We start from the raw sequence: 25,148 nt of genomic DNA, 5'->3' as shown, positions 1-25,148 counted from the left end.
TGACGATGATCCTCCGGCTGGTCCGACGCCGGCAGTTGCGTGTCAAGTACGCCTTCCTGTGGCTGTCGGTCGGTGTCGTCATGGTTGCGCTCGCGATCTCCCCGGCGATCCTCGACCGGGTGTCGCTGTGGCTCGGGATCGACTACGGCCCGGCGACGCTGTTCCTCGCCGCGATCACGCTGCTGCTGCTGGTTGCCGTCCACGTGTCGTGGGAGCTGTCCCGGCTGGAGGAACGCACCCGGAAGCTGGCGGAGGAACTGGCGTTGCTCCGGGCGGAGGGCGACCTCGCCGGGCGACGACCGAGCGACGCCGGCTGACCGCGTGGCGCAGGACCTGCTCGAGCGCGTCCGCGCGCGGAACCCGCTCCCGGAGGGCGCCGTCGCGGTCGGCGCGGGACTGGTGGTTCTGGGCCTCACCTCGTACGGGTTCCTGGTCATCTCCGGCCGGGTGTTGGGACCGGCGGTGTTCGCCCCGCTGTCTGCGCTGTGGGCGGTGGTGTTCACCAGTGGGCCCGGGGTGTTCCTCCCGATCGAGCAGGAGGTCGCCCGGGCCCTCGCCAGCCGCCGTGCCCAGGGCGTCGGCGGCCGACCCGTCGTGCGCCGAGCCGGCGTGGTGGCAGCGACCGCTGCCGCGATCGTGCTGGCGGCAGCGGTGCTCGCCCGCGCCCCGCTCCTCGACGCCCTCTTCGCCGGCGAGCCCCTCCTGCTGGTGGGTCTGGGGCTGGGCATCGTCGGGTACGCGTGGGAACACCTGCTCCGCGGCACCCTGTCGGGGGCGGACCGGTTCGGCCGGTACGGGGTCGTCCTGGCGACCGAGGGCATGGTCCGCTTCGGACTCGCGCTGGCGTTGGCTGTCCTGGGCGTGCAGGTCGTCGGCCCCTATGGCGTGGCCCTGGGTCTGCCGCCCCTGGTCGCGGCCGCCGTGGCGGCCCGCGCCCCGCGGCAGCTGACGGCCGACGGTCCCGAGGCGCAGTGGCGAGAGCTGTCCGCTGCCCTGGGTTGGCTGCTGAGCGCGCAGGTCCTCGCACAGCTCCTCGTCAACGGGCCGCAGATCGCGGCGGTGCTACTGGCCGGGCCGGGCGAGGAGGCCGTGGCGGGACGGTTCATCTCTGGCGTGATCCTCGCCCGGGTCCCGCTGTTCCTGTTCGCTGCGATCCAGGTCGCGCTCCTCCCGAAGCTCGCCAACCTGGCGGGTGCCGGGCTCCACGACGAGTTCCGCAGCGGCTTGTGGCGTCTGCTCGCTGCCGTGGCGGGGATCGGGTCGCTGGCCGCGGCCGGCGCCTTCACGGTGGGTCCCTGGGCGCTGCGGCTGCTGTTCGGCCCCGCCTACGACCTGGCGCGGGCCGACCTCGGCATGCTCGCCTTGGGCGCCGCCATGTACATGCTCGCGCTCGCCCTCGCGCAGGCGCTGATCGCCCTCGACGCGCACGCCCGCGTCGCCGCTGCCTGGCTGGCAGGCGTGGTGGGCTTCACGGTCGTGACGGCGGTCGTCTCCGAGCTGCTCCTGCTGCGGCTGGAGGTCGGGTTCGTGGCCGGTACCGGGCTGGCGCTCGCAGCGATGGGGTGGCTGACGGTCGTCACGGTCCGGGCGGCATCCCACCGCCCCGCCCCACAGCCGTCCGCCGGCCAATTCGCGGCCGAGCCGTGATCCCCGTCACCGCGATCGTCCTGGCCTACCGCGACGAGCCGTGGCTCGAACCGTGTGTCGAGGCGCTGCTGGCGTCGCGCGGTGTGACCGTCGACGTGGTGGTGGTCGACAACGGCTGTACCAGCCGTGAAGCGGTCGAGGCGGCGGCGCTGAGATCAGGCGTGACGTTGCTCCGGCCGGGGACGAACCTGGGTTTCGCCGGGGGCTGCAACGCCGGGGCGGCCCCAGCTCGGGGCCGGGTGCTGGCGTTCGTCAACTCCGACGCCGTGGTCGCACCGGACGCGCTCGCGCGCCTCGCGGCGGTCGCGTGCCGTCCTGGGGTGGGGATCGCGTCGGGGAGCATCCGGCTGGCCGACCGCCCCGACCGGCTCAACTCGGCTGGCAACCCGATCAGCTACGTCGGGTTGAGCTGGGCAGGGGCCTTCGACGAGCCGGCCGATGCCCATCGGGACGAACGTGATGTCGCGGGGGCCAGCGGGGCGGGGTTCGCGATCCGGCGTCGCCTCTGGGAGGAGCTCGGCGGGTTCGACCCGGCCTACTTCGCGTACCACGAGGACGTCGAGCTCAGCTGGCGGTGCTGGCGGCGCGGGCGTCGTGTGGTCCACGTCCCCGACGCGGTGGTGATCCACCACTACGACTTCGCCCGGAACCCGCGCAAGTACGAGCTGCTCGAGCGCAACCGGCTGCTGTTCGTGCTGACCGTCTTCGAGACCCGGACGCTCGCTCTGATCCTCCCCGCGCTGCTGGCCGTGGAAGCGGCGATGCTGGCGGTCGGCTTGGGGCAGGGATGGTGGTCGGCGAAGATCCGCGGCTGGGGATGGATGCTGCGCCACGCGGACCACGTCCGCCAGCGTCGGGCACAGCTCGGCGACGAGCGACGTGTCCGGGATCGCGACCTGGCGTGGCTCCTCGAGGGCGGGTTCGCCCCCCGCAACGTGGACCTGTCCCGCGCCGGGGTGGTGTTCGGCCGGATCCTCGCCGCCTACTGGGAGTTGGTCCGGCGACTGCTGTGACAGGCGACGTAAGGTGGCGGCAGTGAAGCAGCGGCCCTCCACCCTCGTCGTGATCCCGGCGTACAACGAGGAGGCCGCCCTGCCCGGCGTCCTGGCCGAGCTGCGGCGGACCGTCCCCGACGAGGACGTGCTGGTCGTCGACGACGGCTCCACGGACGCCACCAGTGCGGTGGCCCGTGACGCCGGGGTGCTGGTCGCGACGCTCCCGTTCAACCTCGGCATCGGAGGGGCGCTGCGTACCGGCTTCCGGTACGCCGTCCGGCACGGCTACCCACGGGTCGTCCAGTTCGACGCGGACGGCCAGCACGACGCGGAGGCGATCGAGCGGCTGTACGAGGCGCTCGACGACGGCGCTGACATGGTGATCGGCAGCCGCTTCCGGGCGACCGAACGCGACTACGACGTCGGCTTCTTCCGTGGCGGCGCCATGGAGCTGCTGCGGATCTTCATCCAGCTCGCGGTCGGACGCCGCTTCACGGATGCGTCGTCGGGGTTCCGCGCCTTCGGCCCCCGCGCGCTCCAGCTGTTCTCGCACGCGTACCCTGCCGAGTACATGGATTCGGTCGAGGCCATCCTGCTCGCCATCTACGCTGGTCTGCGCGTCGACGAGGTTCCCACCCCGATGCGCGACCGGGTCGCCGGCCGTCCTTCGACCCGCAACCTCAAGCTCGTCTACCACTACCTGCGGGTCCTGCTGGTGATGTTCTTCACCGCGACGTTGCGGCGCGGCCTGCCGTCTGATCGCGAGCCGGAGGCGCAGCCGTGAACGTGGACGGTGCTGCCGAGCTCGTGGTCATCACCGGGATGTCGGGCGCGGGACGAACCGAGGCGGCGAAGGTCCTGGAGGATCTCGGCTTCTACGTGATCGACAACCTGCCTCCCACGCTGATCGGGCAGGTGGTGGGCCTCGCCGCCACGCCCCGGAGCAGCGTGGACCGGCTGGCCGTTGTCGCTGACGTCCGCGGCCGGGAGTTCTTCGGTGAGCTCCAGGAGGAGATCCGGGCTCTGCGCGACGCCCACCGCGACGTGCGCGTGCTGTTCCTCGAGGCGGACGACGACACCCTGGTGCGGCGGTTCGAGGCGTCGCGTCGCCGGCACCCCCTGGGCGAGTCCGGCGGGGCGGAGGGGGTCGTGGAGGGGATCCAACGCGAACGTGCGGTGCTCGAGGATCTCCGTGGTGAGGCCGACCTCGTGGTCGACACCAGCGACCTCAACGTGCACGAGCTCCGCGACCGCCTGGTCGAGTCCTTCGGCTCTCCCGGAGAGGCGACCATGCGCGTGAACCTGGTCTCGTTCGGGTACAAGCACGGGCTGCCACGCGACGCCGACCTCGTCATGGACGTGCGGTTCCTGCCCAACCCGCACTGGGAAGAGGACCTACGTCCCTACACGGGGCGGGACGAGCCGGTCAGGCGGTACGTCCTCGACCAGCCTCACACGGCGCCGTTCCTGGACCGGTTCCGGGACCTGCTCGACACGGTCGTCCCCGGCTACGTCGCCGAGGGGAAGCGGTACCTGACCATCGCGATCGGGTGCACCGGCGGGCGGCACCGGTCGGTTGCGATCGTCGACGAGGTCGCCAGGTACCTGGGTGACACCACGGAGCTGCCCGTGCACGTCGACCACCGCGACGTGGAGCACGAGTGACGGAACTCGCGGGACGCGACGGGGGCGGGTACGGCGCCGGGGCGGTGGGACGCGGCCCCGGGGACGGGAGCCGGGCAGTGGCCATCGGCGGGGGCCACGGTCTGAGCCGCTGCCTGCAGGCGCTGACCCACGTGGTCGATCACGTCACGGCGGTGGTGACCACCGCAGACGACGGCGGGTCATCCGGCCGCCTCCGGGAGCTGCTCGGGGTCATCCCTCCGGGCGACCTGCGGATGGCTCTGACCGCGCTGAGCCCCCGCCGTGACCTCGTCCGGCTGATGCAGTACCGCTTCGGTTCGGGGGAGCTGGAACAGCACAGCCTCGGCAACCTCGTGATCGTCGCCACCACCGATCTCAACAGCGGCGACATCGTCGCCGCCCTCGACTACGTCGCAGCGGTCCTGGACGCCCGCGGCCGCGTCCTGCCGTGCACCACCCACCCGGTGCAGCTGTCGGCGCGCGCAGGCGACGAGGAGGTCGCCGGGCAGGTCGCGGTCGCCAGGTCACAGCGCATCCGGCAGGTGTGGCTGGAACCGGCCGAGCCGCCGGCGACCCCCGCCGCCGTCGAGGCGATCCGCCGCGCCGACCTGGTGGTGCTCGGCCCCGGGTCGCTGTTCACCAGCATCATCCCGAATCTCCTCGTCCCCGGGATCGCCGAAGCGGTCGGGGCAGCGACCTGCCCCGTGGTCCTGGTGGCCAACCTGCGCGAGCAGCCCGGCGAGACCGAGGGCCTCGACCTGCCGGCTCACGTCGACGCGCTGATCGACCACGCCGCGGGGATCCGGCTCTCGGCGATCGTCGCGCACCGCGGCCGACCCGTGACGGACGGACGTGCGCTGACGGTCGACGAGGCCGCGCTGGCGCGCTTGGCGTCCCAGGTCGTGGTCGCCGACGTCCTCGATCCCCGTGGCGGGCACGAGCCGGTCAAGCTCGCCGTCGCGCTGGGCCGCGTGCTCCGTCCCGGACGGGCCGCGTTGGGATGACGACGGCCGCCCGTTCGCGTCATGCAGCCTGATGCGGCTCCGCGCGCGCATCGCTGCGACCGTGGCCCCTGCCGGTCGGACGCTGAGCGGCGGACGTCCATGGGCCGGACGGGCGGGCATGGTCCGCCCCGACGCGGCTGACTAGCCTCGATACCGACGTGTGAACGACAACTCGACAACTCCAGGGGAGGCTTGTCATGGCGATCCGGGTCGGTATCAACGGGTTCGGCCGCATCGGTCGGATGTTCTTCCGGGCTGCGAAGGAACGCGGATCCGATCTCGACTTCGTGGGGCTCAACGACCTCACCGATCCCGAGTCCCTGGCGTTGCTGCTGCGTCAGGACAGCGTGTTCGGGCGGTTCCCCGGCGAGGTCGAGGTCAGCCGGGACGGGCTCCGCGTCGACGGCGACGAGATGCAGGTCCTGTCCGAACGCGATCCTGCGAACATCCCGTGGGACGACCTGGGGGCCGACGTCGTGGTCGAGTCGACCGGGCTGTTCACGAACCGGGAGAAGGCGTCGCAGCACCTCGACCGCGGCGCCAAGAAGGTGGTGATCTCTGCGCCGGCGAAGAACGAGGACATCACGATCGTCCTCGGCGCCAACCAGGACAGCTACGACCCCGACAACCACCACGTCATCTCGAACGCATCCTGCACCACCAACTGTGTGGTCCCGCTCGCCAAGGTGCTCCACGAGAACTTCGAGATCGAGCGCGGGTTCATGACGACCGTGCACGCCTACACCAACGACCAGTCCCTGCAGGACATGCCGCACAAGGATCCGCGCCGGATGCGCGCCGCGGCGCTGTCGATCATCCCGACCACCACCGGGGCGGCGAAGGCGTCGGGGCTGGCCCTACCCGACCTCAAGGGCCGCATGGACGGCATGGCGCTGCGGGTGCCGGTCCCGGTGGGCTCGATCACTGACCTGGTGGTGGTCGCCGGGCGTGAGGTCACGGTCGACGAGGTCAACGAGGCGTACCAGAAGGCCGCCGCCGACGACCTCAACGGGATCGTGGACTACACCGAGGAGCCGGTCGTGTCGGCCGACATCGTCGGCAACCCGCACTCGGTCATCGTCGATGGTCGCAGCACCTTGACCAACGGGAACCTGATCAAGGTGTTCGGCTGGTACGACAACGAGTGGGGGTTCAGCAACCGCATGGTCGAGCTGGTCGAGTTCGTCGGCGAGAAGCTGTAGGTGGGCGTTCTTGACGGCATCGCCACGCTCGACGACCTGGACGCCTCCGGGCGGCGGGTACTGGTCCGCGCCGACCTGAACGTGCCGCTCGAAGACGGCACGATCGCCGATGACCTGCGCATCCACGCGGCGGTCCCCACGCTCCGCGATCTCCTCGACGCCGGAGCGAAGGTGACGCTGTGCTCGCACCTGGGCCGCCCCGGAGGCGAACCCGACGATGCTCTCTCGCTCCGGCCTGTCGCAGAGCGGCTCGGTGAGGTGATCGGGCAGGAGGTCCACTTCTCGGGGGACGTCGTCGGGGACCGCGCCCGCGACACGACCGGGGCGCTGGCCCCGGGCGAGATCGCGCTCCTCGAGAACCTGCGCTTCGACCCCGGTGAGAGGGGCAACGAAGAGCGGTTCGTCACCGCGCTGTCGTGGTTCGGCGACGTCTACGTCAGCGACGCGTTCGGTGCGGCGCACCGCGCGCACGCCTCCGTGGTCGGCGTCGCCGACGTTCTGCCCGCCTACGCGGGGCGGTTGCTGATCCGGGAGCTGGAGATGCTCGGCCGGCTACTCGAGGATCCGCCCCGGCCGTACGTGGCCGTTCTCGGCGGCGCCAAGGTCTCAGACAAACTCGGCGTGCTGCGCAACCTCCTGGAACGGGTGGATGCACTCGCGGTCGGCGGGGCGATGTGCTTCACGTTCCTGCGCGCGGAGGGCACGGACACCGGGGCGTCACGGGTCGAGGACGACCAGGTCGACACCGTGCGGGAGCTGGTCGGCGAGGCGCGGGACCGCGGCGTGGATGTGCACCTGCCCGTCGACGTGGTGGTGGCCCCCGAGTTCGCCGAGGACGCAGAAGCAACCACGGTCGACGCCAAGGACATCCCGGCCGACCAGCTCGGCTTGGACATCGGCCCACGCACCGCCGAAAGCTACGCCGAGGCGATCGCCGGCGCCGGCGCGGCGTTCTGGAACGGGCCGATGGGCGTGTTCGAGTGGGAACGCTTCGCCGCGGGGACGCGGACGGTCGCCGAGGCGATGGCCGACGCCGACGGGTACACCGTGGTCGGTGGCGGCGACAGCGCCGCAGCGGTGCGCGAGCTCGGCCTGGACGAACGCGTCGACCACGTCTCCACCGGCGGCGGCGCGGCGCTGCAGCTCGTGGAAGGCGCTGAGCTCCCCGGGGTCGCGGCACTCCGCGACGCGGCCTCCCGCGGCTGATCCCACCCCGGCGCGGGCACTCCCCGCGCGCAGCCGATCACGCTGCGTCTGGAAGCGAACCCACATCCTCTCCGTGTTACGGTCCGACCGGTGTCGCAGGCGCTGGTCACTCGAGGAGTGCGGGCGGTTCACGGGTCGGGGGCACGGCGCCGACGGGCGCGCTCCACGACACGTTGCTCAGGAGGAACTCGTGAGACGATCCCGGCCCAACCTGGCCCGGATGGTCGCGGCGGCGGCCGCGTTGACGATGGCCGCCTCGGCCTGCGACCGCCAGGGGAACGAGCCAGCGCCAGGCGGGACACCCGGGGCGGCAGGGGGGAGCATCTCGACCTTCATCAAGGAACCGGAAGACCTCCGCACGCTGAACAGCAACGAGTCAGAAGGAATCGCGGTCCTGGACGCGCTCTACGCCACGCTGGTGGAGTACCACAACCGCACGTCGGAACCGATCAACCAGGTGGCGGAGTCCATCGACACCGAAGACGGGGGGCGGACCTACACCATCCGGATCCGGGACGGATGGACGTTCCACGACGGGACCGATGTGACTGCCGAGTCGTTCGTCCGGGCGTGGAACTACGGCGCCTACGGTCCCAACGCCATGCAGAACTCGGGCTTCTTCGCCAGAATCGAAGGGTTCGACGCCGTCCAGTGCGGCACGGTGCGCACGACGTCCGAGGACGGCGAAGCGGAGCAGGTCCCCGACTGTGAGAACCAGCCGCCGACGGCCCAGGAGTTGGCTGGACTGGAGGTCGTGGACGACCTGACCTTCCGGGTGTCGCTGACTCAGCCCGAGACGTTCTTCCCGACACGTTTGGGGTACGTGGCCTACGCCCCGCTGCCCACGTCGTTCTACGCCGACCCGCAAGCGTTCCGTGAGAAGCCGGTCGGCAACGGCCCGTTCCGGATGGCCGAACCGTGGCAGCACAACCGGTCCATCCGCGTGGAACGGTTCGCCGACTACGCCGGCGACGACCAGCCCCTGCTGGACGGGATCGAGTTCCGCATCTACGACGACATCAACACCGCGGTGAACGACCTACTGGCGGGCAACCTGGACGTCGTCGACGAGCTCCCCCCCGAGCGGGTTCGCGAGGTGGAGCAGCAGATCCCCGACCGCGTCGGGGAGTCTCCCGGATCCGGGGTCAACTACATCGGCTTCCCCTCCTACGTCGATTTCCTGCAGAACGCCGACCTGCGCGCCGCCCTGTCCATGGCGATCGACCGTGAGGCGATCACCGAGAGGATCTTCGACGGGTCGCGTCAAGCGGCGAACGCGCTGGTGACGCCAGTGATCCCCGGCTACCAGGAGCATGTCTGCGAGAACTGGGCGCACGACCCCGAAGAGGCCAAGCGGCGCTTCGAGGCTGCCGGAGGCGTGGACGCCATCCCCTCGCCGCTGGTTGTGTGGGTGAACGCCGGCGCGGGGCACGAGCCCTGGGTCGAGGCGGTCACGAACATGTGGCGCGACACGCTCGGGATCCAGGAGATCGACTTCGAGCAGCTGGCCGTGTGGTCCGAGTACCTGGGGAAGCTCGACAACCGGGAGGTCACCGGGCCGTTCCGGTTGGGATGGCAGATGGACTATCCGCACCCGCAGAACTACCTGCAGCTGGTCCTCGACCTCGACTTCGTCCCACCGGTCGGTGCGAACTCGACCTTCTACGACAGCGAGGAGTTCGAGCGCAAACTGGATGAGGCCCTGGCCGTCACCGACCTCGACGAGGCGATCCCCGTCTACCAGGAAGCGCAGCGCATCGCCTGCGAGGACACGCCCCTGGCCCCCGTGTTCTTCAACACCAACTTCTTCGCGTGGGCGGAGGGAGTCCAAGACCTCTACGTCAACGCGTTCGGGAACATCAACTACACGGATGTCAGCACCTCGCGGTGAGCGTGTGAGCTGCCCCCCACGGTGGTGTCGGTCGCAGCCCGCCGCTGGTATGGTCCCCGCCCCGCAGCCCCGTGGGGCATGCGGGGACCGGCGCGCCGGATCCCGCTGCAGGAGGATGCGTGGGTCGCTACCTCGTCCGCCGGGTTCTTCAGTTCATCCCGGTGTTCTTCGGGGCGACCTTCCTGCTCTTCGCGTTCGTGTTCGTGATGCCCGGCGATCCGATCCGGGGACTGTCCGGTGAGCGACCGATGCCGCCGACCGCCCGCCAGCAGCTCACCGACCGGTACAACCTCGACGATCCCTTGATGCGTCAGTACGCGAAGTACATCGGGGTGATGCGGCAGGACGACGAACGCGGATTCAGCGGCATCCTCCAGGGCGACTTCGGACAGGATTTCCGCGGACGGCCGGTGTCCGCTCATTTCCGTGAGCGGCTGCCGGTCACCGCTCGTCTGGCCCTGGGGGCGTTGGGCTTCGAGACGATCCTGGGGATGGTGGCGGGGGTGCTGGCGGGGCTGCGCCGCAGCGGCTTCCTCGACAACCTCGTGCTGGTCGCGACCACGGCGGTGATCTCCATCCCCATGTTCGTGCTCGGCTTCCTGACACAGCTGCTCCTCGGCGTGAAGTTCGGGATCTTCCCCGTGGCGGGGCTCCGCCAGGGATGGATCAGTTACGTGCTCCCCTCGATGGTGCTCGGCTCGGTTTCGCTGGCGTTCATCGCCCGACTGCTGCGCACCAGCCTGGCCGACAACGTCCGCGCCAACTACGTGCGCACGGCGATCGCCAAGGGCCTGACGCGCCAGCGGGTCGTGGGCCTGCACACGCTGCGCAACGCCCTGATCCCGGTCGTCACCTTCCTCGGCGTCGACCTCGGGTTCCTCCTCGGTGGCGCCGTCGTCACCGAGACGGTCTTCAACATCCCCGGGCTCGGGCGGGCGGTGTTCGAGGCCGTGTTGCGCCAGGAAGGGTTCGTGGTGGTGGGGATCGTGACCTTCCTCGTCGTGGTGTTCATGGTCGCCAACCTGGTGGTGGACGTGGTCTACGCCATCCTCGACCCGCGGATCCGGTATGGCTGACGGCCCCGTCCATGGCTGACGGCCCCGTCCGCAGCCCCGCGCACGCGCGCCGACCGGCGCAGCGGCGCGACGCCGGGATCCCGGCCGGAGGGCAGGTCCTGGTCGGTGACGCCTTCTCCGAGGGGGTGGAGGCCGCGGCGGCGCGGACAGCCACTGACCGGGCCCGCGGCGCGGCCGGGGGCGCGAGCCTGTGGGGCGACGCCTGGGCGGAGCTCCGGCGCGACCGGCTTTTCGTGGTCGCCGCCGGGCTGATCGCGGTCTTGACGGTGATGGCGGCGTTCCCGCAGCTGTTCACGACCTTCTACCCGGGCAACCCCGATCCGCGCTCGTGCAGCCTCGTGGACTCGCTGCAGCGGCCCAGCGCCCAGCACTGGTTCGGCTTCGATCTGCAAGGCTGCGACTACTACACCCGGACGGTGTACGGGGCAAGGGTCTCGATGGTGATCGGGGTCTCGGTGGTGGGGGTGGCCGCGGCGATCGCGGTGGTGTTCGGGTCGCTGGCCGGGTACTACGGCGGCGTGCTGGACGCGATCGTCGCGCGCATCACCGACGTCTGGCTGGCCGTCCCCGTCATCCTGGGCGGCCTCGTGGCCATCACCGCGCTGCGCAGCCCCGACGGACACGTGGTCGCCGAGACACTCGCGCGTCTGTTCGGGGCGATCGACCGGGTGACCGGCGCCCGCGGGCTCGGTGTGGTGGCGTTCGTGCTGACGATCCTCGGTTGGCCGACCATGCTGCGGCTGATGCGCTCGTCGGTGGTGGAGAAGAAGGAGGCGGACTACGTCGATGCGGCACGCGCCCTGGGAGCCAGCGATCTCCGGATCATCGTGTGGCACATCCTCCCCAACGCGGTCGCGCCGGTGGTGGTCTACGCCACCCTCAGCGTCGGCTTGATCATCGCTGCCGAGGCGACCCTGTCCTTCCTCGGGGTCGGGCTGAAGCTGCCCGCGATCTCGTGGGGGCTGATGATCCACTCGGCGCAGTACCGTGTCTTGGCCGCGCCGCATCTGGTGCTGTTCCCGGGACTGCTACTCAGCATCACCGTGTTCAGCTTCGTGCTGATGGGCGATGCGATCCGCGATGCCCTCGACCCGAGGCTACGCTGATGGCCACGACCACCGACGGTCTGGCGTTCGGCCACAGCGGGCCGGGTGCGGCCCAGCATCTGCTGGAAGTGCGCGACCTCTGCGTCGAGTTCCGCACGCGCCACGGCGTCATCGAGGCGGTCAACGGCTTGAGCTACAGCCTCGATCCGCGTCAGACGCTGGCGATCCTGGGTGAGTCGGGATCCGGGAAGACCGTCTCCGCCCACGCGGTGATGGGCATCATCGACTCGCCGCCCGGGTACGTGACCGGGGGTCAGATCGTCTACCGTGGCGTGGACCTGCTGCGCCTGCCGGAACGGCAGATGCGCCGCGTCCGCGGGCAGCGCGTCGCGATGATCTTCCAGGACGCCCTCGCGGCGCTCAACCCCGTCTTCACGGTCGGGTTCCAGATCGCGGAGATGTTCCGCGTCCACCGGGGCATGCGCCGCCAGGACGCCCGCGCCCGCGCCGCGGAGCTGATGGACCGGGTACGCATTCCCAACGCCCGCCGCCGGCTCGACGACTACCCGCACCAGTTGTCCGGTGGCATGCGCCAGCGGGTGATGATCGCGATGGCGCTGGCACTCGACCCGGACATCCTCATCGCCGACGAGCCGACCACGGCCCTCGACGTGACAGTGCAGGCCCAGATCATGCAGCTCCTAGCCGATCTGCAGCACCAGACCGGCATGGGCATGATCCTGATCACCCACGACCTCGGAGTGGTCGCCGAGGTCGCCGACGAGGTCGTGGTCATGTACACGGGGCGGGCCATGGAACGCGGTCCCATCCACGACGTGTACGCACGGCCGGCGCACCCCTACACGCTCGGGTTGATGCGCTCGATCCCGCGTGCGGATCACAAGGGCCGCCGGCTGGACCCGATCCCGGGTCAGCCTCCCAACCTCGCCAGGATCCCGCCGGGGTGCGAGTTCCACCCACGCTGCCCGTACGTGCAAGGCGTGTGCGTGGAGCGCCGGCCACCCCTGTTCGACGTCGACAGCGACCGGGCGAGCGCCTGTCACTTCTACGAGGAGATCCTCAACGGTGACGGTTGATCACGGGGGGTCTGCCGGGGTCCGCGAGCGGCGTTCCGACCAGGCTCTGCTCGCGGTCGAGCACCTGGTGAAGTGGTTCCCGGTCGAGCGCGGTGTCCTGTTCAAGCGCCGCGTCGGCGACGTCAAGGCGGTCAACGGGGTCAGCTTCGACCTACGCCCGGGCGAGACGTTGGGGCTGGTCGGGGAGTCCGGCTGCGGGAAGACGACGGTTGCGCGGACGCTGCTGCGGCTGGAGGAGCCGACCGACGGGCACGCCTACTACCGGGGCCGCGACATCTTCGCGATGGACAAGCGCGAGCTGCGGGCACTGCGGCGCCGCGTCCAGATCATCTTCCAGGACCCGTACGCGTCGCTGAACCCCCGCATGACGGTCGGGAACATCGTGACGGAGCCCTGGCAGATCCACCGCGGCGTCGTCGCCAAGAGCCAGCAGGCCGCCCGTGCCAGGGACCTGCTGGAACGTGTGGGCCTCAACCCCGGCGACGTCAACCGCTACCCGCACCAGTTCTCCGGCGGGCAACGCCAGCGCATCGGCGTCGCGCGTGCGCTGGCCCTCAACCCCGACATAATCATCTGCGACGAGCCCGTCTCTGCCCTCGACGTGTCCGTGCAGGCCCAGGTGATCAACCTGCTGGACGATCTGCAGGACGAGTTCGGTCTGGCCTACATCTTCATCGCCCACGACCTGTCCGTGGTGCGCCACATCTGCGACCGGGTCGCGGTGATGTACCTGGGCAGGATCGTCGAGTTCGGGGACGAGCGTGACATCTACGAGCGCCCCACCCACCCGTACACGCAGGCACTGCTGTCGGCGGTTCCGATCCCGGATCCGGCCGACCGCGACCGCCGGGAGCGCATCCTGTTGGATGGTGACCTGCCCAGCCCATCGGACCTGCCGTCGGGCTGCTCGTTTCGGACCCGGTGCTGGAAGGCAGAGGCCATCTGCGCCGAGGACGAACCGGACCTGATCGACCGGTTCGGTCACGGGCATCCCAGCCGGTGCCACTTCGCCGAGATCAGTGACTCGTCGGGTGAACACCGACGGACGGGACCGGAGCACGACACGATCGGCAACTAGCCTCGGAACTGTGCGCAGCGATGTTGCGCTGCGCGGGGAACGCAGGGAAGGCGAGCGTATGGCCCGACGCCCGATCATGGCCGGTAACTGGAAGATGTACAAAGACCAACTCGAAGCGATCCAGCTGGTGCAGAAGCTCGCCTACCACCTCGACGAGAAGGACTACCAGGATCAGGACGTGGTCGTGTGCCCCCCGTTCACGGCGCTGCGCTCGATCCAGACCCTGATCGACGCCGACCACCTCCCGATCCAGCTTGGCGCCCAGAACTGCTTCTGGGAGGAGGAGGGCGCCTACACCGGCGAGGTGTCGCCCCCGATGCTCGCCCGGCTCGACGTGCGCTACGTCGTCGTCGGTCACTCGGAGCGGCGCCACGTCTTCGGCGAGACCGACGAGGATGTGAACCGCAAGGCCAAGGCGGTGCAGCGCCACGGCATGCGCCCGATCGTGTGCGTCGGCGAGACCGAGGAGCAGCGCGACGCCGGGCGCGAGCGTGAGGTGGTCGTGAGCCAGCTGCAGGGCAGCCTCGACGGCGTCGAGATCGATGATCCCGAGGCGCTGGTCGTGGCGTACGAGCCGGTGTGGGCGATCGGCACCGGCCGGACCGCCTCACCCGAGGACGCGCAGGACATGTGCCTGGCGGTCCGCGAGACGATGGCGGACATGTACGGCTCCGATGTGGCAGACGACCTGCGCATCCAGTACGGCGGGAGCGTCAAGCCGGGGAACGTCCGCGACCTGATGGCCAGTCCGGACATGGACGGGGCGCTGGTGGGGTCGGCGAGCCTGTCCTCGGACGACTTCGCCGCGATCGTCCGCCACCGCCGTTGAAGGGGTGACTGTCGGTATAGTGACCTGACACGCGACGTGCATCGCGCCGGCAGCGGACGCTGTCGGGTGCGGACGGTGAGGTGGTGGCCCATGGGTCGGCGCAGTGAGCCCCTGGAGCAGTTGCTCGGGCCGCTCGAACAGGACGTCATGGACGTCGTCTGGGAGCTGGACGACGCGACGGTCCGGGACGTGCACGACCACCTGTCGGCGCGGCGGAAGATCGCGTACACCACCGTGATGACGACGATGAGCCGCCTGGCCAGCAAGGGGATGCTGCGCCGCGATACCGAAGGGCTTGCTCACCGCTACCGCCCGGCGGTCAGTCATGAGGACTACGCCCGGGCGACCGTCGCCAGCGTGCTGGGATGGCTGGTGGACCGTTATCCGGAGCCAGCGACGTCGTACCTCGCCGAGGTGGTCGGGGAGGTGGATGAGGCGACGCTGACCCGGATGCGCGATGCGGTCGCGCGCCGCCGGATCGAGGAACGCTGAGGGCGACGTGTCTGACGTCGCCGTTCTGATCAGCCTGCCGACCGAGTCGGTCGCCGTCCGCGCGACCGTGGCGTCGCTCGTCGCCGTCGCGGCGATCGCGCTGCTGCTGCGCAGCGGCCTGCGGGTGCCGCGGGTGCGTTCCGCTGCCGTCCTGATCCCGGCCGCCGCGTTGCTGGTCGCGGTGCTCACCTCCTGGGGTGATCTGCTGCTTCCCACCGTGATGACCGCAACGGACGCGGACGGGGCGCTCCCGCTGCGGGTCAGCGACGGGTACCTGCGCGTGGCGCCGGTCGGGTGGCCGCTGGCCGCCGTTTGGTTGGCGGTGGTGGCGCTGCGGGTGATCCGCCGGATCGTGGCCATGCGCCGCATGCACCAGCTGGCCGGTTCGGGCGGGACGCGCCGTGACGTGAGGGTGGTCCGCATCCTGGCCTGTGTGGCCGCGAAGTTGCGGTTGCCGGTCCCTGCAGTCTCGATCGTGGACGGCTGCCCCGGGAGCGCCGTGGTGGTCGGCATCCGCCACCCAACCGTCGTGGTCGACGCCGGGCTGCTGCGCAGCCTCGACGACGAGGAACTGGAGGGCCTGCTGGCCCATGAGTTGTCCCACATCCGTCATCGCGACAACCTCATCGGCCTCCTGGTCGGGCTGACGCGTGACGTCTTCTTCTTCGTGCCCGGTGGGAAGTGGGTGGCCCGACGGCTCCGGGACGAGCGCGAGCTCGCCGCCGACCACCTCGCCGTGGCGGCGACCGCCCGACCGGGTGCCCTCGCAAGCGGGTTGCTGAAGGTGATCGACAGCCAGCAGCCGGTGGTGGCGTGCGCCGCGTTCGCTGCGCCGGCGGCGGTCGTCACACGTGTCGAGCGTCTCCTGGCCGACGCTCGGCCTGCCACGCCGCTCCGCGCCGTGCTCGAGGGCAGCGCGGTGGCGGCGGTGCTGGCGGTGGCGACCCTCATGGCCGGGTGGCTTCCCGCAGCGGTGGCGGGACAGTCGGCGGCCGGGGATGCTCTGGCGGTGCTGTGGGCGTGGCGGAGCCAGCCCGCCAGCGAGGTCGCCACCGAGGCGACCGCCCTGGCTGTCTTCCGTCGCAACCAGCCGGATCCGCCCCCGCCGCCGGTCGCGTCCCGCGCATCCTTTGCGGACGGGCAGGAGTTCCATCCTGCGGTGCTACGCGGTTTCCGCCCCGCCGAGCCCACACCCATCGCCACCCCCCCGGACGGCACGCGACCCGGCGCCGTGGACGCCCGTGTCCTCGACAACTGGCGGGCCAGACCGGTGGTCACCTCCGACGGTGGCGTGGCTGTGTACTGGCTCCGCCGGCTCGAGACGGTTGGTTGAGGTGGTAGTCTCCCGCCGCGCGAGGAGGCGTCGCCCCCCGCGGAACTCTTGGAAGCCCCATCAGGAGCGTCGCACCGTGTTCACCGCCGCCCTTGTCGTGGTCCACGTGGTCTTCTCGCTGCTGATGGTGATGTTCATCCTGCTCCACCGCGGGACCGGTGGGGGCCTGTCGGACATGTTCGGTGGTGGAGCCTCGGGCCTGCAGGGCTCGGCGATCGTCGAACGCAACCTCGACCGGTTGACGGTCTTCTCCGCGGTCGGGTTCGCCGTGACCACCGTCTTGCTCGGCCTGCAGCTCAATTAGGTCACGCGGGAGCACAGCAGCCACGGTGATCACCTTCCTCGGCCGCCGCCCGACCGGTTCGCCGATCCCGCGGCCGGGTCACATCCCCGCCGCTGCTCGCCTAACCGTGCTCGTGATCCTGGCCGCCACGGTCGGGGCCTGCACGGAGCAGGGCGGCGAGCCCCGGAACGCGCTGACCCCGACCGCGACCGCCGCGGCGGACGCTCAGGACGGCGGCGGGGGGGTGTTCTACAGCTACCTGCGGCAACCCGAGTCGATCGACCCGGGCGTGGCGGTGGACGCCGACGACCTGGCCGTCGTGAACCAGCTGTTTGACTCTCTTACCGTCAGCGGTCCCGATCTCACGCTCCTGCCGGCCGCCGCGGCGTCGTGGGAGGTGAACGGCCCACCCGATCCTGCCGACCCGCAGGCGCCGGAACCGGCCACGGTGTTCACCTTCCACCTCCGGCCCGACGCCACGTTCCACGACGGCACGCCGGTGACCGCGGAGAGCTTCGTGCGGGGATGGCAGCGCATCGTCGACCGCACCTCGTCGGAGCCGTCACCGACGTTCTACCTCCTCGAGACGGTGAAGGGGTTCGAGGACGCGCAGGCCGGGGGTGAGCTGTCCGGCGTGATGGCCGTGGACGACCACACGCTTCGGGTCGAGCTCACGACCCCGTTCGCGGAGTTCCCCGCCCTGGTCGCCCACCCGACGTTGGCCCCGGTCCCACCAGCCGCTGTGGACGACGCGGACGCGTTCGGCCGGCAACCGGTCGGTAACGGCCCCTTCCGGCTCGCCGAACCATGGCAGCCGGGGCGGTCACGCGGTCTCCGGCTCGCCGCCTACGAGGACCACCCTGACGACGGCCCGATCATCGACCAGCTGGTCTACCGCATCTACCAAGGTGACGGCGCGCCAGCTGAGGGGTACGACGACTTCCGCAACGGCACCCTGGATGTGGCGCCCATCCCTGGCGGCCGGATGATGCGAGCCGTGGAACAGTTCGGCCGCTCCGACGACGGCTACACCGGGCCGGGCGTTGTCGACGGCATCAAGCTGATCACCGCCTTCTACGGCTTCGATACCGAGAAGCCGCCGTTCGACGACCCGGCTGTGCGTCAGGGTCTGTCGCTGCTGATCGACCGACGTGCGATCGTCGAGGAGGTGGTCGGCGAAGGACGGGCTGTCGCCACGTCGGTGGTCCCACCGGGCATCCCGGGGTACGAACCGGCCGCCTGCGCTGCCTGTGACTTCGATCCTGGCCGCGCCAAGCAGCTCTTGGACGGCAAGGTCGGCCCCGACCGTCCGGTCGAGCTCGTGATCTGGCAGGCAGCCGACCACGAGGACGTCGCCGCCCGCGTGGCGCGCGACGTCAACGCAACTCTCGGCGAGGGGTCACTGACCGTGCGGACACTGGCGCACGGGGAGTGGCTGGACGCGATCCGCGCCGGCCAGGCCGCCTTCTTCCTGTCGGGCTGGGTGGCCGAGTACGCCTCCGCAGAGACGTTCCTGTACTCGCTGTTCCACCAGGGACGGATCGGTTCCGACAACCTCACCCGCTACAAGCACCCCCAGGTGAACGAACTGTTGGACCGCGCTCGCCGAGAACTGGACGCGGCCACCCGCGCCGAGCTGTACCAGCAGGCCGAGACGATCGTCCTGCAGGACATGCCGGTCGCTCCACTGTACTTCTACCGCCACCAACGCGTGGTCGGCGAGCGGGTCCGCGGCTTCCGCCTCGATCCCCTCGGCGAGGTCGACATGACCGTGGTGACGCTGCAACCGACGGGGTGACGACGCTGACGGGCTCCGGGTGATCCGGCTCGTCGCCGTCGCGGTCGCCGTCCTCGACGCCTGCAGCGGGAACGCGGACGTCGCCACCCAGCCCGACCGTCCACCCGCCGCTCACCGGCTGGGTCGGCGCCACCGTGGCGTGAGGTCCGCGTCGCACATCCCGAGGAACCGGGGGTCTGGTTGCCCGCGTTGAGCGACCAATCCGCCCCGGGCGGCGCTGGCCAGGAGCGCGACCGCCCGACCGGCCACGCCTGGGTGACCTGGCGGGTCTGTGTGGCCTGCCGCTCTACCGCGTCGACCCGCACGGCCAGCTCCGGCCGGGGCTGGCTGCCTCCGCGGCAGCCCAGCCTGCACGGCGTGCCGGTCTCGGGGGGGCCGTTCCGACTCGACGCGGTGGAACGCGGGTTGCGGGCCACGTTCGTCGCGCACCCCGATGGTCCGCTGGGTTCGCCCGGTGTCGAGCGGGTCGAGGTACCGGAGATCCTCCTACGACACCGCGTTCGGTCTGCTCCGCGATCACCGCGTGGACGCGGCCGCCGGTTACCTGGCGTTGAACCCGGTCGAGCGCGCCCACCCTGTCGCGGGTCTGTCAGCCGCCGCGCCCGTGGGCGGGACGTGGACGCTGCTTCGGTGGCGCGCCGGTGCGACGCTCGACGGCTCGCCGGAGCGCCGTCGCGCCGCGGGGCCGCCGCGGACTCTTCGAGCTGGTCGAGGGGCTGCTGGGAGCGTCCGGCGACACGGCCACCGGTCCTCCCGGACGTGGGGCGCCCGTGGGGGTGGCCGACCGCGCCGGCGTCTTTGCTGAGGGGGAGCGGTTGGCGTTGTTGGTTCCGGCCGACAGGAAGCACCTGCTTTCACCGCCCGCGCTCTGCAGCGCGACTGCGGCGTGCTGGAGCCGCCGTGACCCTTATCCGGACTCCACCGGACCTGTTGCACGTCCGGGTCGACGAGCGGGGCGACGGGGCGCTGCTGGAGCCGCCGTGACCTTCCCCGGCCGAGTCTGCGGGCGTTCGCCCCGCCCGGCGCCGGCACCGACGTGTTGGCGGTCCTCGACGTCGGCGACGCGGCAGCCTCCGTCGCGCGGAGGCCATGGACCGCGCGCAGGAGGCCGTGTACGACGCCGCCTGGCTCCGTCCCCTCTACCGGATCGGTGTGGCCCACGCGTGGCGAGCGCAGCTCCACGGGGCGTGCCCGTCGGCCTGGCCGGGGATCGCTTTCTGGGACGTCGCGGCGTGGCGGTGGGTCCCAGCGGGGCGCCGCCACAGCAGGCCACCCTGCGAGTGATCGGCGAGCGGCAAAACAGTCGCCGGCCCACCCGGAGGCCGGTACGCTAGCCCGTCCGCCGGTCCAGCCTGGCGTTCTTCGCGAGAGTGGCGGAATAGGCAGACGCGCACGGTTGAGGGCCGTGTCCCCGTAAGGGGGTGGGGGTTCAAGTCCCCCCTCTCGCACTTTGTAGTTTTCAGCCTCTACTCGAACGAATTCGTAGGAATCGACCCTCGGCGCCACGCCGAGGGTCGAGGTGTTTCGGGCCCGCAGCAGGGGATCGCCCGCCCGCGACGTCCGGTGCGGGAACGCCGCGGCGATCAGCCCGTCCACCTCCACACGCTCGACACCGCCCGCGCCGCGGCGGGTGCGTGCCGCGTGGCGCTCCACGTAGGCGACCGCTGCTTCGACGGCGGCCTCGTGCGCGGCGAGGATCTCCTCGGCGGTGTCGCGGTCGGCGAACGCCCAGGCCAGCGAGACGGACTTCGGCGCCCGGAAAGTGAGGTCGAACCCCGGCACCTTGCGTGCCGGATGGGAGGCGAGCCGTTCCCCGGTTTGGGGGTGGTCGCCGGCGAGCACGGCGCGCAGCTCGTCGGCCTCCACCCGCCCCTCGAGACCCAAGGGGCCCAGGCCCCGCCCGAGCCAGCGGCCGGGCGCTTCCCCGCGGCGCAGGTAGTAGTCCTCGGTCCGGTCCACCGTCAGCGACAGGTAGTAGTCCTCCGAGCCCGGCCCCATCTTCCCCACGTTCAACACCACGCCACCCGCACCGCCGTCGGCGTCGTGAAAGGTGCGGCCGAAAGAGATGCGAGCGCCGTTGCCGGACCGCCGCCCCGGACCGCGCACTGACCCAGTGACAGTCTGTGCTTCTGCTGCATGGACGTCAGGATGCGTCCGGCACGGGCAGCTGTCGAGCAGCGAAAGTCGCGAATTCGGCACGCTACAGGCGGAAATCGTCAGAATCCGTATCGGTGGATATCCGCCGGTAGTCGGTTGCGTCAGCCGATGACACCGGGTGCCACCACAACTTCCTCCTCGGCGATCACCGCGTTCGTGCGCTACCCGCACGCCATGACCCCAGCTGTCACATCCGCCCACACCGGCCGGGGACTCCCTACCCAGACGCCGGGACCCGGGAGGAACCGCCGTGACCGCCAACGACCAGCCCACCACCATGACCGTCGAACAGGCCGGGGAACTGCTCGGGATCAGCCGCCGCACCGCCTACCGCGCCGCCGCCACCGGCGACATCCCCACCATCCGCCTCGGCCGCCGCATCCTGGTCCCCACCGCCCTGCTGCACCGCATGCTCGGCCTCGACCACGACCCGGCTTCCCACGGCGACCCAGGCGACGGCGGACCCTCGGGCGACGACGCCGCGCCTCCCACCACCCCCGCGTAGCCGCGACCTGCACGAGGCCACCCGATGGGGACCACCTACTACGTCGTGGCCTGGGTCGACCACCAGCGGCGCGACCGCGCCCCGGTCCCACGCACCCGCGGGTACGGCACCGCCAGCTCCAAGCAGGCCGCGATCCGCCTCGCCGAACGGCTCCTCCCGCCCGACGCCGAGTACATCATCACCACCCTCCACCGCACCGTGCTCCACGGCCGCACCCCACGCGCCTTTCCCCCAATCCGCCGAGCGCGATAGCGGCCGCGGACGTGCTCCATCAGGCGTTCTACGTGGGTGGCAGGTTCTGCTCCCCAGATGTTGGCTCGTCGAGGTTGAGGCCTTGGCGGTGGGCGGTCAGGCGTGGCGGCGTCGGTAGCGGCGGGTCTTGATGCGGTTGCCGCAGACGCGGTGAAGCACCAGCGGGCGGTGCGGCTGCGGGAGTGGTCGTAGTAGACGAAGCGGCAGTCGTCCGTGGCGCACATCTTCAGCCGGTCGAGGATCCCTCGGGCGTCGGCGATGGGATCTGCGCGATGATCGCCGTCAGGGCGGCGTCGACCCCGGACGTAGTGGGAGCGAGCCGCGCGGGGTCGGCCAGGTCGATGTGCAGCGCCAACCGTCGGCATATGTTGGAGCGCCCGTTGGCGGCGACTCCGGGGGCCCTATGTCCTCTCAGGCGCCGGTGGGGGCATCGGCCACTCGCGTGTCATGCGACGTCCTTCCCTTCGACGGATCATGCCATGGAAGCCGAGTCGCACGGGGGACAGGGTCACCGCGCCATCGGGCGTTCTGCCGCGGCGTTGTCAGAAGGTCAGCTGGCCAGCCTGTTCTTGAGGTCGGCGACGACGCCGAAGTGGTCGCTGGCCCAGACGTCGTCGATGGTGGATATCGAAGGCGAGTTCGCAGGCGTCGAGAGGGATGCTCCCTTGTCGCCGGTGCGGATGAGGATGTAGTCGATGCGCCGACCCGGTCGTGGTCGCCACTGCTCCGATACGAGCGGGTTGTCGGGGGTGAACGTGTGCCCGGGTTCTGCCGCGTGCGTGACATCCCACGCGTCCTGGTAGTGAACGCTCATGGCGTCGAGGGACTGCTTGCCGCACCAGAACCGGATGCTGGCGGAGTCGGGCATGGCGTCGAGATCCCCCGTCAGGACGACCTGGGAGTCGTCCCCGTCGAGCAGTCGTTCGATGAGGCGGGCCGCCCGGACGGCCTGCACTTCCCGGGCGTGTTCACGGTTGGATGGCCCATGCAGGGCTTGTGGTCGGCGAGCAGTGGCGGCTCGTTGGGAGACGGCACGTGGATCCTGACGACAGTGAGGCTGCCGATCCACCCTGCGGTGGTGTTGTCGTCTGCTACGGGCAGGTCCGCCTCGAGGACCACGTCGAACGGCCAGCGGCTGGCGATGGATGCTCCGACACCGTCGGGGGACCGGCCGCGCTGGTGAACACGTCGTGATCGTCGCCGAGGACCTCGACGACTTGATCGTAGGTGCGGGTCATAACGGTCTCTTGGAGGGTCACCACATCCGGTTCCACCTCTCGGGGCCCCTCGGTGAGGACGGGACGTCGCGCGTCCCATCGCCCGTGGTGACCGTAGACGTTCATGGTCAAGATCCGCGTGCGTGGCCCCGCCTCCGCGACTCATTGCACCTTGCGTCCCAGCCTGCGGCGTCGACGGCGGGTCAGACGGGCCACGTGGTGGCGACGGTGTGGGTAGCCGCAGACTTTGATGCTGGCGGTCCACGCTACGAGTACCTCGCCTCATCGGGCGATGTAGCGGGGTAGCCGTTCCGGGTCCGCCCGACCCCTGCTGCTACTCGTAACCGCACGCGCGTTCCTCAGCAGACGCTTGGCCCGCCGGGCGGCACCTGGAGTGATGGGGCTCGTGGCGAGCAGCCGGGCCGCCTGGCGCATGACGTGCGGAGCGCGCGAGCTTGTCAAGTCCTTTGTGTGAGGAGTTGGCACTTCGTTAGATGGTGAGTCGTCCGGGGAACGCGATCGCGAACGCGTTGAGTGCCTGCTTCCAGCCGTGGGTGCCGGTACCGAGTTCCCCACCGCGGTCGTGACCGATGTTGCGGATCGCGAGGTAGAGGATTTTCAGGACGGCCTGTTCGGTGGGGAAGTGCCCGCGGGTCTTGGTGACCTTGCGCAGCTGGTAGTTGAGCGACTCGACCGCGTTGGTGGTGTAGATGATCTTGCGCACGGGCGCGGGGAACGCCAGGAACGGCGTGAACCGCTCCCAGTTGCGCCGCCACAGGTCCACGATCGCGGGATAGCGGTCGCCCCACTCGAGCTCGAAGTCATCGAGCGCGTCGGCGGCGGCCTCGACGGTGGCGGCCCGGTAGATCGGCTTGAGCGCTCTGGTGACGTGCTTGCGGTCTCGCCACGAGCAGAACTTGATCGAGTTGCGGATCAGGTGCACGACACAGGTCTGGACTGTGGTGCGCGGCCAGACGGTCTCGATCGCCTCGGGCAGGCCGGTCAGCCCGTCGCAGCAGATGATCAGCACGTCCTTGACGCCACGGTTGGACAGCTCAGTTGCGACACCCAGCCAGAACTTGGCGCCCTCACCGCCGTCGCCGAGCCACAGGCCCAGCACGTGCTTGCGGCCCTCGATATCGACCCCCAGCGCGATGTAGACGGGCCGATTGACCACGACGTGGTCGTCGCGGACCTTCACCACGACCGCGTCGAGGTACACGATCGGCCAGACGGCGTCCAGCGGCCGGTTCTGCCACGCGCGCAGCTCGGGCACGACCGCGTCGGTGACCTTGGACACCAGCTCGGGGGACACCGCCACGCCGTACACCTCGGCCAGGTGCGCCTGGACGTCGCGTACGGTCATGCCGCGGGCCACCAGTCCGATGATCAACTCGTTGAACCCATTCAGGCGTCGCTGGTGCTTGGGCACGACCTTGGGCTGGAAGCTGCCGTTGCGGTCGCGGGGCACGGCGACCGGCACCGCGCCGGCGTCGGTCAGCACGGTTTTGGGCGAGCTGCCGTTGCGGTGGTTGCCCGACCCATAGCCCGAGCTGTCGCCGCGCTCGTAGCCCAGGTGATCGGTCAGCTCGACGTCCAGCGCCCGTTCCAAGATCTTGGAAGTCAGCTCGGTCAGGATCCCGTCGGGGCCCAACAGCTCGAGCTCGTCCTCGTCGACCCGGTCCATCAGGGCCTCGACCAGCCGATCGTCGATCGCTGGCTCAAGATCCGCATCCCGCGGGACCCCAGGCTCGGGCCTCACGCCGCTCGTCGTCTTGTTGTTCGTCATGTCAGGTGTCCCTTCTGGCCGGAGGGTCCCGGCCTACTCCGGTTCACCTCACACAGAGGATTCAACACGCCCGAGCGCGCCGTCGGGCGAGTTGCGTGTCCGATGCCCCGAGTGCGGCCACATACAACTGCCGGGTCGCATCGGCATCGCATCCTCGCGAGCCAACTGGACGGCGTGCCGGGCAACCTGCGAAGCAAACCGCGGCACCACGCCGGTCAAGTCACGATCGGGACCATCCCAGGCCGTCGCGCCCTGCACGTTCGTCGCGCGCATGTACTGCGACATCCAGACACCGGACGGTGACGCGTTCGCCGCCGACGCCCGCCAGGTGCTGCGCCGCAACCTCCAGCGGGCGGCCGACCTCGGGTTCACCTTCTACGTCCACCCGGAGATGGAGTTCTTCCTCTCCCGTCGACCGACGACCTCACGCCGCTGGACGGCGGCGGGTACTTCGACATGACGCCGAGCGACGTCCAGCAGGACTTCCGGCGCCACGCGATCACGACGCTCGAAAAGATGGGCATCAGCGTCGAGGACAGCCACCACGAGGTCGCGCCGAGTCAGCACGAGATCGACCTGCGTTACGCGGACACGCTGACCATGGCGG

Annotated in this window: 22 protein-coding genes, 1 tRNA gene and 3 pseudogenes; 22 read left to right on the top strand and 4 right to left on the bottom strand. The window is 70.5% G+C overall.

The window, feature by feature from the left end; all coding sequences use genetic code 11:
* The first annotated feature begins 5 nt into the window (after nucleotides 1-5).
* The 19 genes from KY462_01340 to KY462_01250 all read left to right on the top strand — a co-directional run bounded on the left by KY462_01340 (nucleotide 6) and on the right by KY462_01250 (nucleotide 20,069).
* Nucleotides 6-317, top strand: coding sequence for a DUF2304 domain-containing protein (locus KY462_01340; protein ID MBW3576385.1), 312 nt, complete (start codon nucleotides 6-8; stop codon nucleotides 315-317).
* Nucleotides 318-321: 4 nt separating this feature from the next.
* Nucleotides 322-1,647 carry a hypothetical protein gene (locus KY462_01335; GenBank protein ID MBW3576384.1) on the top strand — a complete coding sequence of 442 codons (1,326 nt, stop codon included), beginning with the start codon at nucleotides 322-324 and terminating at the stop codon, nucleotides 1,645-1,647.
* Nucleotides 1,644-2,660: a glycosyltransferase family 2 protein gene (locus KY462_01330; GenBank protein ID MBW3576383.1), complete on the top strand. Its 1,017-nt coding sequence runs from the start codon at nucleotides 1,644-1,646 to the stop codon at nucleotides 2,658-2,660. The genes KY462_01335 and KY462_01330 overlap by 4 nt, the downstream gene beginning before the upstream one ends.
* Before the next feature lie 22 nt (nucleotides 2,661-2,682).
* Entirely contained in the window at nucleotides 2,683-3,426 is a 744-nt protein-coding gene (locus KY462_01325; protein ID MBW3576382.1) for a glycosyltransferase family 2 protein, read from the top strand.
* 2 nt (nucleotides 3,427-3,428) lie between these two features.
* Complete coding sequence (rapZ, locus tag KY462_01320) at nucleotides 3,429-4,307, top strand: RNase adapter RapZ (GenBank protein MBW3576381.1); 879 nt, start codon at nucleotides 3,429-3,431, stop codon at nucleotides 4,305-4,307.
* A gap of 77 nt (nucleotides 4,308-4,384) precedes the next feature.
* Entirely contained in the window at nucleotides 4,385-5,290 is a 906-nt protein-coding gene (gene yvcK, locus KY462_01315; GenBank protein MBW3576380.1) for a uridine diphosphate-N-acetylglucosamine-binding protein YvcK, read from the top strand.
* Nucleotides 5,291-5,487: 197 nt separating this feature from the next.
* Nucleotides 5,488-6,492, top strand: coding sequence for a type I glyceraldehyde-3-phosphate dehydrogenase (gap, locus tag KY462_01310; GenBank protein MBW3576379.1), 1,005 nt, complete (start codon nucleotides 5,488-5,490; stop codon nucleotides 6,490-6,492).
* A gap of 18 nt (nucleotides 6,493-6,510) precedes the next feature.
* The gene (locus KY462_01305) at nucleotides 6,511-7,698 is read left to right on the top strand and encodes a phosphoglycerate kinase (GenBank protein ID MBW3576378.1); all 1,188 of its coding nucleotides are present in this window, start codon (nucleotides 6,511-6,513) and stop codon (nucleotides 7,696-7,698) included.
* 190 nt (nucleotides 7,699-7,888) lie between these two features.
* A complete protein-coding gene (locus KY462_01300) occupies nucleotides 7,889-9,589 on the top strand; it encodes an ABC transporter substrate-binding protein (protein MBW3576377.1) in 1,701 nt (566 codons plus the stop codon).
* 206 nt (nucleotides 9,590-9,795) lie between these two features.
* Nucleotides 9,796-10,665 carry an ABC transporter permease gene (locus KY462_01295; GenBank protein MBW3576376.1) on the top strand — a complete coding sequence of 290 codons (870 nt, stop codon included), beginning with the start codon at nucleotides 9,796-9,798 and terminating at the stop codon, nucleotides 10,663-10,665.
* Nucleotides 10,666-10,676: 11 nt separating this feature from the next.
* Nucleotides 10,677-11,771, top strand: a complete 1,095-nt coding sequence (locus tag KY462_01290; GenBank protein ID MBW3576375.1) for an ABC transporter permease — start codon at nucleotides 10,677-10,679, stop codon at nucleotides 11,769-11,771.
* Nucleotides 11,771-12,808 carry an ABC transporter ATP-binding protein gene (locus KY462_01285; GenBank protein MBW3576374.1) on the top strand — a complete coding sequence of 346 codons (1,038 nt, stop codon included), beginning with the start codon at nucleotides 11,771-11,773 and terminating at the stop codon, nucleotides 12,806-12,808. The genes KY462_01290 and KY462_01285 overlap by 1 nt, the downstream gene beginning before the upstream one ends.
* A complete protein-coding gene (locus KY462_01280; protein ID MBW3576373.1) occupies nucleotides 12,798-13,886 on the top strand; it encodes a dipeptide ABC transporter ATP-binding protein in 1,089 nt (362 codons plus the stop codon). Before KY462_01285 ends, KY462_01280 begins: the two co-directional genes overlap by 11 nt.
* A 58-nt stretch (nucleotides 13,887-13,944) precedes the next feature.
* Nucleotides 13,945-14,715: a triose-phosphate isomerase gene (gene tpiA, locus KY462_01275; protein ID MBW3576372.1), complete on the top strand. Its 771-nt coding sequence runs from the start codon at nucleotides 13,945-13,947 to the stop codon at nucleotides 14,713-14,715.
* Nucleotides 14,716-14,805: 90 nt separating this feature from the next.
* Complete coding sequence (locus tag KY462_01270; protein ID MBW3576371.1) at nucleotides 14,806-15,207, top strand: BlaI/MecI/CopY family transcriptional regulator; 402 nt, start codon at nucleotides 14,806-14,808, stop codon at nucleotides 15,205-15,207.
* Nucleotides 15,208-16,205: 998 nt separating this feature from the next.
* Nucleotides 16,206-16,844, top strand: coding sequence for a preprotein translocase subunit SecG (secG, locus tag KY462_01265; protein MBW3576370.1), 639 nt, complete (start codon nucleotides 16,206-16,208; stop codon nucleotides 16,842-16,844).
* Nucleotides 16,845-16,869: 25 nt separating this feature from the next.
* On the top strand, nucleotides 16,870-18,621 hold the full coding sequence (locus tag KY462_01260; GenBank protein MBW3576369.1) for an ABC transporter substrate-binding protein: 1,752 nt from the start codon (nucleotides 16,870-16,872) through the stop codon (nucleotides 18,619-18,621).
* A gap of 1,089 nt (nucleotides 18,622-19,710) precedes the next feature.
* Complete coding sequence (locus KY462_01255) at nucleotides 19,711-19,905, top strand: hypothetical protein (GenBank protein MBW3576368.1); 195 nt, start codon at nucleotides 19,711-19,713, stop codon at nucleotides 19,903-19,905.
* 80 nt (nucleotides 19,906-19,985) lie between these two features.
* Nucleotides 19,986-20,069 (top strand) — tRNA-Leu (locus tag KY462_01250).
* Nucleotides 20,070-20,157: 88 nt separating this feature from the next.
* Here the strand turns inward: KY462_01250 and KY462_01245 are convergent.
* Nucleotides 20,158-21,057 (bottom strand): annotated as a pseudogene (locus KY462_01245) (relaxase domain-containing protein).
* Here KY462_01245 and KY462_01240 point away from each other — a divergent pair.
* On the top strand, nucleotides 21,056-21,283 hold the full coding sequence (locus tag KY462_01240) for a helix-turn-helix domain-containing protein (GenBank protein MBW3576367.1): 228 nt from the start codon (nucleotides 21,056-21,058) through the stop codon (nucleotides 21,281-21,283). The pseudogene KY462_01245 and the gene KY462_01240 sit on opposite strands and share 2 nt — an antisense overlap.
* Before the next feature lie 24 nt (nucleotides 21,284-21,307).
* On the top strand, nucleotides 21,308-21,535 hold the full coding sequence (locus KY462_01235) for a hypothetical protein (protein ID MBW3576366.1): 228 nt from the start codon (nucleotides 21,308-21,310) through the stop codon (nucleotides 21,533-21,535).
* 96 nt (nucleotides 21,536-21,631) lie between these two features.
* Here KY462_01235 and KY462_01230 read toward each other — a convergent pair.
* The 3 genes and pseudogenes from KY462_01230 to KY462_01220 form a co-directional block, all read right to left on the bottom strand.
* Nucleotides 21,632-21,900 (bottom strand): annotated as a pseudogene (locus KY462_01230) (CGNR zinc finger domain-containing protein).
* Between the two features lie 185 nt (nucleotides 21,901-22,085).
* Nucleotides 22,086-22,757, bottom strand: coding sequence for an endonuclease/exonuclease/phosphatase family protein (locus KY462_01225; protein ID MBW3576365.1), 672 nt, complete (start codon nucleotides 22,755-22,757; stop codon nucleotides 22,086-22,088).
* 485 nt (nucleotides 22,758-23,242) lie between these two features.
* Nucleotides 23,243-24,439, bottom strand: coding sequence for an IS256 family transposase (locus KY462_01220; GenBank protein MBW3576364.1), 1,197 nt, complete (start codon nucleotides 24,437-24,439; stop codon nucleotides 23,243-23,245).
* 100 nt (nucleotides 24,440-24,539) lie between these two features.
* Here KY462_01220 and KY462_01215 point away from each other — a divergent pair.
* Nucleotides 24,540-25,148, top strand: a pseudogene (locus tag KY462_01215) (hypothetical protein).

The organism is Actinomycetota bacterium, from assembly GCA_019347675.1.
In the GTDB taxonomy this organism is placed as follows: Bacteria; Actinomycetota; Nitriliruptoria; order Nitriliruptorales; family JAHWKO01; genus JAHWKW01.
This window is presented reverse-complemented; position numbering and strand designations above follow the sequence as displayed.